The sequence below is a fragment of the Cellulosilyticum ruminicola JCM 14822 genome, from assembly GCF_001311925.1.
GTDB classification, from domain to species: Bacteria; Bacillota; Clostridia; order Lachnospirales; family Cellulosilyticaceae; genus Cellulosilyticum; species Cellulosilyticum ruminicola.
This window is the reverse complement of sequence record NZ_BBCG01000047.1, coordinates 1-12124: the sequence shown is the minus strand read 5'-3', so window position 1 is coordinate 12124 and position 12124 is coordinate 1. Positions and strand designations below refer to the sequence as shown.

14 protein-coding genes and 2 pseudogenes are annotated in these 12124 nt (G+C 30.4%); 11 read left to right on the top strand and 5 right to left on the bottom strand.

Annotated features, from left to right (window positions below; all coding sequences use genetic code 11):
• The first annotated feature begins 6 nt into the window (after positions 1 to 6).
• The 4 genes and pseudogenes from ruvX (at position 7) to JCM14822_RS13610 (ending at position 2895) form a co-directional block, all read left to right on the top strand.
• A complete protein-coding gene (gene ruvX, locus JCM14822_RS13625; protein WP_054742919.1) occupies positions 7 to 441 on the top strand; it encodes a Holliday junction resolvase RuvX in 435 nt (144 codons plus the stop codon).
• A 34-nt stretch (positions 442 to 475) separates the two neighbouring features.
• The gene (locus JCM14822_RS13620) at positions 476 to 730 is read left to right on the top strand and encodes a DUF1292 domain-containing protein (RefSeq protein WP_054742918.1); all 255 of its coding nucleotides are present in this window, start codon (positions 476 to 478) and stop codon (positions 728 to 730) included.
• Between the two features lie 31 nt (positions 731 to 761).
• The gene (locus tag JCM14822_RS13615) at positions 762 to 1202 is read left to right on the top strand and encodes a Fur family transcriptional regulator (RefSeq protein WP_054742917.1); all 441 of its coding nucleotides are present in this window, start codon (positions 762 to 764) and stop codon (positions 1200 to 1202) included.
• A gap of 23 nt (positions 1203 to 1225) precedes the next feature.
• A pseudogene (locus JCM14822_RS13610) lies at positions 1226 to 2895 on the top strand (ribonuclease J).
• A 20-nt stretch (positions 2896 to 2915) separates the two neighbouring features.
• On the opposite strand, the gene JCM14822_RS13605 reads toward JCM14822_RS13610, so the two are convergent.
• The 5 genes and pseudogenes from JCM14822_RS13605 to sigK all read right to left on the bottom strand — a co-directional run bounded on the left by JCM14822_RS13605 (position 2916) and on the right by sigK (position 5814).
• On the bottom strand, positions 2916 to 4244 hold the full coding sequence (locus JCM14822_RS13605; RefSeq protein WP_054742916.1) for a radical SAM/SPASM domain-containing protein: 1329 nt from the start codon (positions 4242 to 4244) through the stop codon (positions 2916 to 2918).
• A 75-nt stretch (positions 4245 to 4319) separates the two neighbouring features.
• Entirely contained in the window at positions 4320 to 4496 is a 177-nt protein-coding gene (locus tag JCM14822_RS20420; RefSeq protein ID WP_157047766.1) for a hypothetical protein, read from the bottom strand.
• A gap of 5 nt (positions 4497 to 4501) precedes the next feature.
• The gene (locus JCM14822_RS13600) at positions 4502 to 4714 is read right to left on the bottom strand and encodes a hypothetical protein (protein WP_054742915.1); all 213 of its coding nucleotides are present in this window, start codon (positions 4712 to 4714) and stop codon (positions 4502 to 4504) included.
• A gap of 19 nt (positions 4715 to 4733) precedes the next feature.
• Positions 4734 to 4949 (bottom strand): hypothetical protein, encoded by a 216-nt coding sequence (locus JCM14822_RS13595; RefSeq protein ID WP_054742914.1) that lies wholly within the window; start codon positions 4947 to 4949, stop codon positions 4734 to 4736.
• A 201-nt stretch (positions 4950 to 5150) separates the two neighbouring features.
• A pseudogene (gene sigK / locus JCM14822_RS24585) lies at positions 5151 to 5814 on the bottom strand (RNA polymerase sporulation sigma factor SigK).
• Between the two features lie 186 nt (positions 5815 to 6000).
• Between sigK and JCM14822_RS22685 the strand changes: the two are divergent.
• From JCM14822_RS22685 to JCM14822_RS13560, 7 genes are all read left to right on the top strand, one after another.
• Positions 6001 to 6132 (top strand): hypothetical protein, encoded by a 132-nt coding sequence (locus JCM14822_RS22685; RefSeq protein ID WP_278287226.1) that lies wholly within the window; start codon positions 6001 to 6003, stop codon positions 6130 to 6132.
• Between the two features lie 151 nt (positions 6133 to 6283).
• Positions 6284 to 7117: a biotin/lipoyl-binding protein gene (locus tag JCM14822_RS13585; protein ID WP_054742913.1), complete on the top strand. Its 834-nt coding sequence runs from the start codon at positions 6284 to 6286 to the stop codon at positions 7115 to 7117.
• Complete coding sequence (locus JCM14822_RS13580) at positions 7114 to 7440, top strand: HlyD family secretion protein (RefSeq protein ID WP_054742912.1); 327 nt, start codon at positions 7114 to 7116, stop codon at positions 7438 to 7440. Before JCM14822_RS13585 ends, JCM14822_RS13580 begins: the two co-directional genes overlap by 4 nt.
• 59 nt (positions 7441 to 7499) lie before the next feature.
• Positions 7500 to 7859 (top strand): GntR family transcriptional regulator, encoded by a 360-nt coding sequence (locus JCM14822_RS13575; RefSeq protein ID WP_054742911.1) that lies wholly within the window; start codon positions 7500 to 7502, stop codon positions 7857 to 7859.
• A 4-nt stretch (positions 7860 to 7863) separates the two neighbouring features.
• Positions 7864 to 8568, top strand: a complete 705-nt coding sequence (locus JCM14822_RS13570) for an ATP-binding cassette domain-containing protein (RefSeq protein ID WP_054742910.1) — start codon at positions 7864 to 7866, stop codon at positions 8566 to 8568.
• Positions 8552 to 9352: a hypothetical protein gene (locus JCM14822_RS13565; protein ID WP_054742909.1), complete on the top strand. Its 801-nt coding sequence runs from the start codon at positions 8552 to 8554 to the stop codon at positions 9350 to 9352. Before JCM14822_RS13570 ends, JCM14822_RS13565 begins: the two co-directional genes overlap by 17 nt.
• Before the next feature lie 52 nt (positions 9353 to 9404).
• Positions 9405 to 11900, top strand: coding sequence for an ABC transporter permease (locus JCM14822_RS13560; RefSeq protein ID WP_054742908.1), 2496 nt, complete (start codon positions 9405 to 9407; stop codon positions 11898 to 11900).
• Positions 11901 to 12124: the final 224 nt, after the last annotated feature.

Sequence of the window (12124 nt, the reverse complement as noted above, 5' to 3'; positions counted from 1 at the left end):
TACGTTTTGCGTATACTAGGTTTAGATTATGGCACAAAAACTACAGGCGTTGCTGTGAGTGATCCACTAGGGTGGACAGCACAAGGTGTAGAAATCATTAGGAGACAAGAAGAAGAGCATCACAAAGCAACTTTAAATCGTATTGCAGAAATCTGTAAGCAATACAAAGTTGAGAAAATTGTGCTCGGTCTTCCTAAAAATATGAATAATACAATTGGTGAAAGAGGAGAAAAAACGCTTCTTTTCAAAGAAAAATTAGAAGCAAAGCTCAAATTACCAGTTGTTACATGGGATGAACGTTTAAGTACGGTAGCAGCAGAAAGTGTTTTATTGGAAGCAGACGTGAGTCGTAAAAAGAGAAAAAATGTAATTGATAAGTTAGCAGCTACAATTATATTACAAAACTATCTAGATGCGAATAGCGGTAAGGGTAGTTTATAGCGAGAAGGAAGTAAAGAAAAAGGAAGTAAAGAAAATGGAAGAAATTCAAAGAATTACATTTGTAGATAAAGAAACAAACGAAGAAATTTTATTTGAAATTGTAGATGAAGTTGTATTAGGCGGCATTAAATATCTTCTTGTAGTGGATGAAGATGATATTTCTACAATTTTAAAGCAAATAAATGAAGCAGATGATGAAATCGAATATGCACTTGTAGAAGATGAAGAGGAGTTCAAAAAAGCAGCTACAGAATTCATGGCAAGTGATGAATACGATATTGAAATCTAATAAATTTAAGTGATGAGGGGCGGAAGAGTAAGTGGACGCTACAAGTTTTAAAGAAAAATTAAAAGAAAAAGGTTGTAAATTAACACTGCAACGTAGAAGCGTATTAGATGTTTTAATTGAACACAGTGACCAACATTTATCGACTGAAGAAATTTATGGTGAGGTTAAGAAAAAATATCCAGAAATTGGACTTGCAACTGTATATCGTACAGTACAGCTTTTTGAAGAGATGGGTATTGTAGATCGACTTAATTTTGATGATGGATGTAGCCGCTTTGAACTGGCAACAGAAGACTCAGTACATCATCATCATCATTTGATTTGTGAAGTATGTAATCGTGTATTTGAAGTAGAAAACGATTTACTTTCAGAAATAGAAGCAGAAATTGAACGTGTATATCAATTTAAAATACATGACCATAACTTAATATTTTATGGAAAATGTAAAAATTGTACAGATAAAGAACAATAGAAAATATATATGGAGGTGTAGTCTTGGTACCAAGAAAAGCTAAAAGTAAATTGCGTATTATTCCATTGGGAGGACTTGGTGAAATCGGTAAAAACATGACTGTCTTCGAATATGAAGATGATATTATGATCGTAGACTGTGGTTTAGCGTTTCCAGAAGATGAGATGCTTGGAATTGACTTAGTTATTCCGGATATTACGTATTTAATGAAAAATATTAATAAAATTAGAGGGATTGTGTTAACTCACGGACATGAGGACACATCGGGGCATTACCTTATATTTTACAAGAAATTAATGTACCAATTTATGGCACTAAATTAACGATCGGTCTCGTTGAAAATAAATTACGTGAGCATAACTTATTAAAAACAACTGAGCGTATTAATGTGTCACAAGGTGAAACAATTAAACTCGGTAATAACTTTAAAGTAGAATTCATTCGTTCAAACCACTCAATTGCAGATGCGGTTATGTTATCTATTTGGACACCAGCAGGTATTGTTATTCACTCTGGTGACTTTAAAGTGGATTATACACCAATTAGTGGTGCACCATTAGATATTCACCGTTTAGCAGAAATCGGTAGAAAACGTGTACTTGCATTAATGGCAGATAGTACAAACGTAGAACGTCCTGGATATACACAATCAGAAAAAGTAGTAGGACAAAAATTCGAAGATGTATTTGCAGCAAATACAGACAAACGTATTATGGTTGCAACATTTGCATCAAATATTGACCGTGTACAGCAGATTATTTATGCAGCAGCTAAATATAAACGTAAAGTAGCAGTTATTGGACGAAGCATGGTAAATGTTGTTAAAACTGCTAGTGAACTGGGGTATTTAACAGTACCAGAAGGCATTATGATTGAGATTAACGATGTAAAACGTTATCGTGATGATCAAGTTGTTTTAATCATGACAGGTAGTCAAGGAGAACCTATGGCAGCTCTTTCACGTATGGCAACATCTGATCATAAACAAATCGATATTAAACCTGGAGATGTGATTATCTTAAGTTCAACACCTATTCCAGGAAACGAGAAAACAGTTTCTAAAGTTATTAATGAACTTTGTAAAAAAGGTGCAAAAGTTGTACGTGAAGATACACACGTATCAGGACATGCGGCACAAGAAGAACTTAAATTATTACACATATTAGTGAGACCAAAATACTTTATTCCAGTACATGGTGAATATAGACACTTACAAAAACATGCTGAACTTGCTATGGAGCTTGGTATGCGTCGCAATAATATTCAAATCCCTGCTATTGGTGAAGTCATTGAACTTTCAAATGATGGTTGTAAAGTAGTTGGTAATGTGCCATCAGGTCAAGTTTTAGTAGATGGACTTGGTGTAGGTGATGTAGGAAATATCGTCTTACGTGATCGTAAACATTTATCACAAGATGGTTTATTAATCGTTGTAATGACATTAGAAAAAGAATCTGGTATGGTAGTTGCTGGACCAGATATTATTTCAAGAGGTTTCGTATACGTAAGAGAAGCAGAAAATCTTATGGATGAAGCGAAAGCTGTTGTACGTAAAGCATTAGATCGTTGTGAGCAAAAACATATTGTTGAATGGTCACAAATTAAGACAATCGTTAAAGATGATTTAAGAGAATTCGTATGGCAAAAAACTAAACGTAGTCCAATGATCTTACCAATTATCATGGAAGTATAAAAATTAAAACAGCTGAAGCATTAATTTGCTTCAGCTGTTTTTAATTTATAAAGATTTAAAATGATTTTTTCAGCCATTTTACGTTCTGCATCACAATTGGCTTCATTAAGTTTAAAGGCAGTATTTGCAGCGAGTAAATGACAACCTAAACAAGCATTACAAAGCCTTTTGGCGAAACAATCTTTACAATATTCATTTTGACTTTTACTAAAAGCTAAGAACTTATTTTGAACAGTTAAAAATGCTTCGTTAGTAAAAACGTTTTCATCGTTTATATTTCCCATATAAAGAGGTGCATGGTCTGTAAAAGTAAAGCAAGGGAATATATTTCCGTCACTTGAAACAGAAAGTGTATTGAAACCTGCTTCACAAATAAAATCATTTTTAATTTTCTTAGAGACTAATGCACTAATAGGTCTTTGGAGCATATTGTATAACACATTATCAGGGACTTCATCATGAAATACATCATCGATAGAGTCAATAAAAGGTGTGAAATCCTTGAGTGTAGTAGCACAATGACAGTCACCAGTAGCAGGCGCAATATGTACTTCGATACTTTCACCAAATGTTTCACGAATATGTTTCATAATATCAATGATACGAATACTATGTTCAATATGATATTGAGAATAAGTTACTTCTATTGTATCAGGTTGAGTAGTGTATTTTTGAAGCTTCTTGATATTTTCAATAATGCGTGTACTGCTCCCTTGATTATTTGGGAAAACTCTTATAAGATCATTAACAGTAGGATTACCATCATAACTTACAGTAACAGTCATATTATAAGTATTAATTAGATCAATAAATTCATCACTTACGTCAACACCATTTGTAACGAGTCCTATTGTTGTAGGATTAGAGAGTGTTTTATTTTTTTCAGTAATGTATTCACAAATATATTTCATAACAGGGAGGTTTAATGTAGGCTCTCCACCAAATAATTGAAGGAGGTCAATACTTTCAAAGTGATTATAGAAAGCATCTAAAGCTTTTTTTGCTGTTTCGATGGTCATTAGGTTTTCAGTACTACCATATTGGCCATGATTTGCATAACAATATTTGCACCTTAGATTACAGGTATTAGAAATGTTAAAAATAAGTCTACGAAGCTTATTTAAAGAAGGTGTAGGAATGGAAACGGTATTGTAACTAGCAAGATATTCTTTGAATTGTTGTAAGTCATCGTGGCTTAAATCATAACGTGAACAAAGTGTCTCATCAGGTGTATTTGCATCTATATCGAGAATGAGTGATTTAGTAAGCAGATTAACTGCAAAAAAACGAGCAGTTTCACCAAAGTAAGCTAATTGAATTGAATCATCTTCAATAAAATGTATATTCATATTTCACCTCATTTGTATCATAATGTACATAGATTATAAGAAATAATTTATGTATGAAATATTAAGTAATGTAAATTAATTAGCAACTGTAATATCTTTGATTGAAAAAGTTGTTATTGGTGGTGCAATAAGACCTGTAGGACGAGTAGGGATTTTAGATTCAAAAGGGAATACTGATAGGCTTACACCACCATTGATTTCTTTAGCATCTTCTAAAACAATTTCTTTAAATAAAAATTTATTATTTTTCATATGAATCACTCCTTAGTAATTAAAAAATATTTTATTTTAAAGTATTTTTTAATACCAATATCTATTTTGTCAAGCTCAATAGTTTTTTCAGGTACTGCAATTATACCAGAAGTACGGATAGGTGGTAAAATAACTTTGTCAGTAATAATTGCACCACCATTAATATTTTTAGCATCTTCTAAAACGATTTCTTGAAGCATAAGTTTACTGTTTTTCATAAGAACACCTCCATAGAGATTATTTGAAGTTAATAGATGTTTTTTTCATCTTTTCATTTAAGATTTTTACACCTATGTTATTAATAGGCACAAAATCGTCGATACGTCTCATGAGACTAGCTGGACGAGGTGGTGGAATGATGCGTTTAGAGAGTTCAGGAAGTTCTTTACCACCAATAATTTCCCTAGTATCTTCTAAAAGTATTTCTTGAAATATAAATTTATTATCTTGCATGTAGATCCCTACTTGTGATTTGATACTACAGTATTCAAAAATACATTTATGCAATTAGTTCAATATAACCTATGTACAAAAATAGTTTAGCATAAAAATGATAAAAATAACACAAAAATTTCTGAATATTGCAAAAATATTCAACTTTATAGTGATATGATAAAAAAGGCTGATAGAAAACTAGCAGCCTTTGAGAATTATTTAAAGTTTCTCTAACTCCTTATGGAGTTTTTTTAGTGCTTTTTTTTCAATGCGAGAAACATAGGAGCGGGAGATGCCCATTTCTTCAGCTATTTCCCGTTGCGTTTGTTCTTGCCTATTATAAAGACCATAACGACGTAGAAGTATTTCTTTTTCACGAGGCTTTAAGAGGGTCTTGATATGCATATAAAGGCGTCTAACCTCAATATCTAAATCAACTTGATCAAAAATTGTATCACCATCTATACAAAGAATATCTAGTAAAGATATTTCATTTCCTTCTTGATCAGTGCCAATAGGCGCTTGCAATGAAGTTTCATTTTTCTTTTTTACGCTCAGAACGAATATTCATTAATATTTCATTATCAATACATCTTGCTGCATAGGTTGCAAGTCTGGTGCATTTAGAGGCGTCAAAAGAAGTAATCCCTTTAATAAGACCAATAGTGCCAATAGAAATTAAATCATCCATTTCAGAGTTGGCGTTATTATACTTTTTAACAATGTGGGCCACTAGTCTTAAATTGTGTTCAATGAGAATATTTTTAGCGTTTTCATTGCCCTGCTGATAAAGCTCTAGATAATATTTTTCCTCTTCTGCTGTAAGCGGTTGAGGAAAGGAAGTAATGCTACTAAAATACGAAAAACAGAATAAAGGTAGCATAGACATACCTCCATATGGAAGGGCTCATATTTATTATATGAATGACAGGTTGGAATGGTGTATGTACTTTTAAAATAGTTAAGAAAATATCTAATAGAAAAGAGAGAATAAGCAGTAGCTTTATAATAATAAGGTTAGGAATATAACTGTACAAATGAAGCATTAAGAAAAGTAAATAAAGATGTAGTGGTATATCCTAACACAATCGTTATGGTTCATCCAAAATGTAATGAAGAAATTACAGAGAAAGTAGATTCTGCTACTGCTGAAAAAGTAGTGAGTTTAATTACAAAAATGTATAAATATTTTGATAAATAATCTTTAAGAAAAATCAGCTAGGAGAAGTTAGAAGCTTTTCCTAGCTGATTTTTTCTTTTTTAATATAAAATTTTAAAAAAATATATAAATTTAAAAAAGTATGATATACTAATAGCATATTTTATATTAATAAGGGGGGAATTTAAGGCTAATGAAAAAAGGATATATACTTATAGCACTTATGGTGATGTTAGTTGGAACTGGGTGTGGATATCAGAAGGATGCAAATCAAGGTAAAGCAGTTACAGCAGAAACTACCACAGATGCTAAAAAGCAGACATTAGAGTTTTATGGGCAAGTAATAGATGGTGAAGGTGAAGAAATTTTTGTAGATTTTCCAGGATATATTGAAAAGGTTTATGTAAAAGAGGGCATGATTGTTAATAAGGGTGATGTATTAGCAACTTTTAATAATACAGATTATTTAGCTGAAATTGCAGCATTAAAAAGTGAAATTGCAATTGATGAAGTTAAGTTGCAACAATTAAAAGCAAATGTTAATCCTTTAGTAGCAGATATACAATATACACAAAGTCAATTAGAGCAATATCAGGTATACAAATCAGATGAAGATAGTGCAGAACTTTTGATTTTAAAACAAAAGCTGCAGGTTAAAGAAAAAGAATTACAAAAAGAAGAAAAAACATATAATGATTATCAAGCATTATATGAAGTAGGTGGTATTGCAGAAACAGAATTAGTTAAAGTAGATCAAAATATTACAGAAACAAAAGCAGAAATAGAAGAAATTAAACTTCAAATGCAACAAATAAAAGATAAGTATAGTAAAGAAATAGATAATTTAGAGGACAAGCTTACTTCTTTAAATCAGCAATTAGATTATAATCAGGCAAATGAAGTATATAATTTACAAGTTGCTGAGTTAGAACTTAAGCAAAAGAATGAAGAATTAAAACAAAAAGAAGTAGATTACATACAGCACATATTCAAAAGGATGCAATTGTTGCAGATCAGGATCAAATGATAGTATATGATATCCAATGCATGAATGGAACACGCATACAAGATGCTGAAACAACACTTATGAAATTAATGAATACAAAGGATTTATTAGTAAGTATTCATGTATCAATGGAGTATAGTGGATATGTCAAAGAAGGCAATGCAGTTGACTTAGAATTTGCTAACAATAAGGGGAACATTGTAAAAGGGGAAGTAAGTAGAATCTCAAATAGAGCAACTGAAGTAAATGGGGAATTAGGATTCGATGTAGAAATCAAATTAAATGAGCAAGTAGATTCCTTAAGAATAGGAACAGAAGTAGTTGCAAATGTTTATATCGATTAAAAATTTAACCATAGTGTATGGGTGTATCCATATACTATAACATGAAGGTAGGGGGGAAAATGAATTTTAATGATAATATACCAATTTATATTCAGATTATAAATAGTATAAAGAAGGATATCGTATCAAGTAAGTTGCAAATTGGCCAAAAGATTTTATCAGTAAGAGAAATGGCAGAATATTATAATGTTAATCCAAGTACAGTACAAAGAGCTTATCAGGAACTAGAAAAGAGTAAGGTAATTAATGTACAAAGGGGTTTGGGGACATTTATAACTGATAAGAGTGAGATGATTGAAGAAATAAAAGTAGATATGGCTGACAATCTAACCAGTCATTTTATTGAAGAAATGATGGGCATTGGATTTACATATAATCAAATAGTTGAAAATATCTCTAGGTATGCTCGAAGGGAGTGATAAAATGATAGCTAGTTTAGTAATGCATGATGTCTATAAAATGTATGGTAAGAAAGTAGCACTAGAGCATATAGAGTTAGAATTAGAAAGTGGTATGATAATGGGCTTAGTTGGAGGAAGTCAGAGTGGTAAGACAACATTACTAGAACTTATTATGGGTTTAATAAAAGCAGATAAAGGAAGTATAGAAATTGCAGGTTCACCTGTAAGTAAGCTAACCAAAAAAGATGTGGCATATTTGCCAAAAGACAATCATTTATATGCTTGGATGACGATTAAAGAGGCAATACACTTTTTTAAAAAGGTATATAAGAATTTTGAAACTCAAAAAGCTGAAGAGCTATTAAAAGATTTAGCATTAGAGAGAAAGATTGCTACACTATCACATGATGAACTTATGCTTGTAAAGTTTGCACTTACAGTAAGTAGAAATACAAAAATTTATTTATTCGATGAGCCATTTTTAGGTGTGACACCTTTAGTACAAAAGCAAATGGGCCAATGGTTAATAAAAAACTATACTGAGGATAAAACTGTTATTATTGCAACCTCTAACCTACAAACTGTTGAGGGTTTATTAAATTATGTTACGTTTTTAAAAGATGGTAAGATAATATTAAAAGGGGAAACGGATTTATTAATTGAAGACAGAGGGCAATCCCTTTATGAAATTTATAAGGAGGTAGTAAGTAATGTTAGAGTTAGTTAAGTGTGATATTAGAGGAAGGAAAAATAAAATTGTTTTAATGAGTGCATTATTAGTTATAAGCCATATATTAATGTTATTGACTTTTCAATGGTCTTCTGCCGTGGAAAAGGGAAGTGGTCTTTCATTTATGATGGATGGCTCATTAAATAAATTATCTGTATTTAGTTTAGTATTAGCAATTAGTTTAAGTGGAATAAGTTTGTTGATTGCAGTTATTCATGGTATTAAAAGTTTAGTTGTTGAATTAGTTGGAAATCAAGGTAAATTAAGCTTTTCTATACCAGAACAAAGTTCAAAAATCATATATATAAAATTAATAGCAACATCTATTGAGTACATCACATATTTTATTATTATTTGTATTTTTTGCGTATTACATATAGGAAAAGGTGTTGCAAGTACACAAGGTTGGCAAAGTGTAGTCTATATGTTGGATGATTTAGTATATACTATTTTAATTGCAGCAATTACATATATTAGTTTTATGACACTTGTATACTTTTCAATGATTTTAGCAAAAGGTGTTTTTAAAGTTAAAAGTGGTTTCGCTGTGATATCTATTATTTTTATTGTAGTAATAGGGAGTATTATAGATAAGTTAGAGACTTTGATTGAAAAAGCAGCACCAGTTTATATAGAATTACAAAGCTTACGAATTGGAAATGTGGCAACAGCATCTATTACAGAATTTAGTGTGGTTAAACTAGTTATTGATTTAATATGCATTATTGTTTTTTTAAGATTGTCATCTTATATTGTAGATAAAAAATTAAGCTTAGAGTAAAGATATTATCATATAGTATACTAAAGAAGAAAGGGGGAATAAGAAGACAATTATGAGAATGATCTTAAAGATGCTATTTAGGAATATTATGAGCAAGAAAATGAGATGTTTTTTGATTATATTTTCTATTATGCTTTCCACAGGTGTATTTTTTGCATCAATTGCAATATCAGATAGTTTTTTAGAAAGTGTAACAAATTCCATAAAAGTAGTAGTAGGTGTAGCAGATTTAACAATTACACCTACAGAAGAGACAAGGTATCAATTTGTCAGTAGGAGTAATTTAGAGCCTTATAAAGATGATATTGACTATATATATGGTGAAATGGATACGAGTGCAATATATAAAGTGAGTCAGAAAGAAAAGGTCGCATTAAGTATAAGAGGGATGGAGATAGAAGCCTTAGATATACTTTATCCCTTTGGAATTGTAGATGAAATTAATGCTAATGAATTTAATGGGAAAAAGGCTCTCATTGGAAAAGATTTTGCAAAGACTTATGACTTAAAAGTAGGAGATAGCCTTAAACTTCAAATCAATGGTTATAATTATCACTTTGAGATTTGTGGGATAGCTGCTGCTAAAGGACCTTTTAACAAAGCAAAGGGAGCAACAACATTAGTCATTCCAAAAGATTGTATGAGACAATTAATGAAATTAACTGGCAAAGATAATAGACTATTTATTAAATTTAAAGATGGCGCTGATGTAGATAAACTTTTAAAGGAAATAGAAAGTGATTATGCAACATATGAAGTAAAAAGAGTATATAATAATCAATCTTTAAAATTACAATTAGCCAATATACAATCTATATTTTTAATATTATCAGGCATTGTATTATTTATGAGTGCTTTTATTATTTGTTCTTCATTCAAAGTCATTGCAGTAGAGCGTATTCCAATAATTGGAACATTACGAAGCATTGGAGCTACTAAAAAGGTAACCAACGCTATTTTATTGGGTGAAAGTTTAATATATGGTTTAGTAGGTGGTAGCTTAGGGTTAATATTAGGTGTAGGGTTACTTTATGTATTATCTATTGTGATGCAAGATATGGCTAATGTTGCACCAGGACTTGAATTACGTACTTCAATTACATATACAGCATTGCAACAAATCATCGTTTTTTCAGTGGCAATGATATTAAGTCTAATCAGTGCAATGATTCCAATTATAAAAACTTCTAGTTTAGAGATTAAAGCAGTTATTTTAAGGACGTTTGAAGATACTGAACAAAATAAAAAAGTAGGTTTGTTTATAGCAGTAATTTGTTTAATCGCTACATATGGTTTAACGATACCAACCTATGACCCAGATGATAATCTAGGTTTAGGAAGTGCATTATTTCTTACATTAATAGCGATTGTTTTAATAATACCTTATCTTGTTAAGATATTTACTAAAGTATTCGGCTGTGCATATAATGTGATATTTGGAAATATTGGACTAATTGCAACGAAGAATCTAAATGATAATAAATGCATTATTAACAATATTATCATGCTAGCTATAAGTATAGCTATTTTAATTACAATTAATACATCGGGTTATAATATGGTACTTTCTAGTTTGAATAGCTATAAGAACGCTTATTTTGATATCAGTGTAAGTAGTGCGAAATATGACAAGCATTTAGCAAGTAAGTTTAAAAATATAACGGGTATAGCAGATGTTTATGAGAACTATGAATTTGATGATTTAAAAGTTGAAGGAACAGACCAGGTAATTGGAACTGTTAAAGGAATTGATACTGAAAAGTTTTTAGAGTTTTGGTCATTAAGCAGTAAAGAAAATTTAGAACCACTAATAGCTCAATTAGATAATGGTAGGAAAGTGTTACTTTCTAATCAACTTAAGACAAGTTTAAAAGTTGAAAAAGGTGATTTAGTTCAATTAAAAACAGAGAGTGGCACAAAAGCATATGAGGTAATAGGATTTTTTAATAATTTTATGAATGACAGTGATTATGCTATTGTATCAAAATCATTTATAAAGTTAGATATGAAAAATAATGAAAGTAGTTCATATTATTTAAAGGCAAGAAAGGGACAAGAACTAACTGAAATTACCGAGAATCTAAAAAATATATATTCTGATTATGGGTTAAAAATGTATACGAAAAAACAGTTAGAATTAAATGAAATAGAAGATAATGCGAATAGCACATCTCTTATGCAAAGTTTTTGTATTATAGCAATTGTAATAGGATTTTTTGGTGTCGTTAATAATCTAGTATTAAGTTGTATACAGCGCAAACATGCATTAGCTATGTTTAAATCTATAGGGATGAGTAAAGTACAAGTAACGACAATGCTTATGATAGAATCTTTAACCAGTGCCTTAATAGGTGGAATTATGGGGGCTATAGGTGGTATTTTGATGTCATATATTATGTGCGCTGTAAATAAAGAAAGCTTTCAGATGCAAAGCATTTTAGTATATATTTATATCTTAACAGGTATTGTAGTCATGTTAGGAACATCCATCATACCAATAAGAATATTTGCGAAGTTAAAGATTGTTGAATCTTTAAAATATGAGTAGTTGTATGAAAACAGTCATATAATTAAAAAGTGAACCTTTAGATGATAGATATAAGTATGTTTATTATTTAGGGGTTCACTTTTTATGTGTACACTTTTTTATCAAAAAGAGTATGAAACAGGCATTGCTAAATTAGTTTAAAATAGAAATAATTTGAAGAAAAAACTATGTATAAAATAAATAAATAGAAATAAATTTTTTGTAAAAAACAACTATATAAAAAA

Coding starts and splice junctions, on each gene's coding strand:
- JCM14822_RS13620 (WP_054742918.1), top strand. CDS start 476: ATGGAAGAAATTCAAAGAATTACATTTGTAGATAAAGAAACAAACGAA.
- JCM14822_RS13605 (WP_054742916.1), bottom strand. CDS start 4,244: ATGAATATACATTTTATTGAAGATGATTCAATTCAATTAGCTTACTTT.
- JCM14822_RS20420 (WP_157047766.1), bottom strand. CDS start 4,496: ATGAAAAATAATAAATTTTTATTTAAAGAAATTGTTTTAGAAGATGCT.
- JCM14822_RS13600 (WP_054742915.1), bottom strand. CDS start 4,714: ATGAAAAACAGTAAACTTATGCTTCAAGAAATCGTTTTAGAAGATGCT.
- JCM14822_RS13595 (WP_054742914.1), bottom strand. CDS start 4,949: ATGCAAGATAATAAATTTATATTTCAAGAAATACTTTTAGAAGATACT.
- JCM14822_RS13585 (WP_054742913.1), top strand. CDS start 6,284: ATGAAAAAAGGATATATACTTATAGCACTTATGGTGATGTTAGTTGGA.
- JCM14822_RS13580 (WP_054742912.1), top strand. CDS start 7,114: ATGATAGTATATGATATCCAATGCATGAATGGAACACGCATACAAGAT.
- JCM14822_RS13575 (WP_054742911.1), top strand. CDS start 7,500: ATGAATTTTAATGATAATATACCAATTTATATTCAGATTATAAATAGT.
- JCM14822_RS13570 (WP_054742910.1), top strand. CDS start 7,864: ATGATAGCTAGTTTAGTAATGCATGATGTCTATAAAATGTATGGTAAG.
- JCM14822_RS13565 (WP_054742909.1), top strand. CDS start 8,552: ATGTTAGAGTTAGTTAAGTGTGATATTAGAGGAAGGAAAAATAAAATT.
- JCM14822_RS13560 (WP_054742908.1), top strand. CDS start 9,405: ATGAGAATGATCTTAAAGATGCTATTTAGGAATATTATGAGCAAGAAA.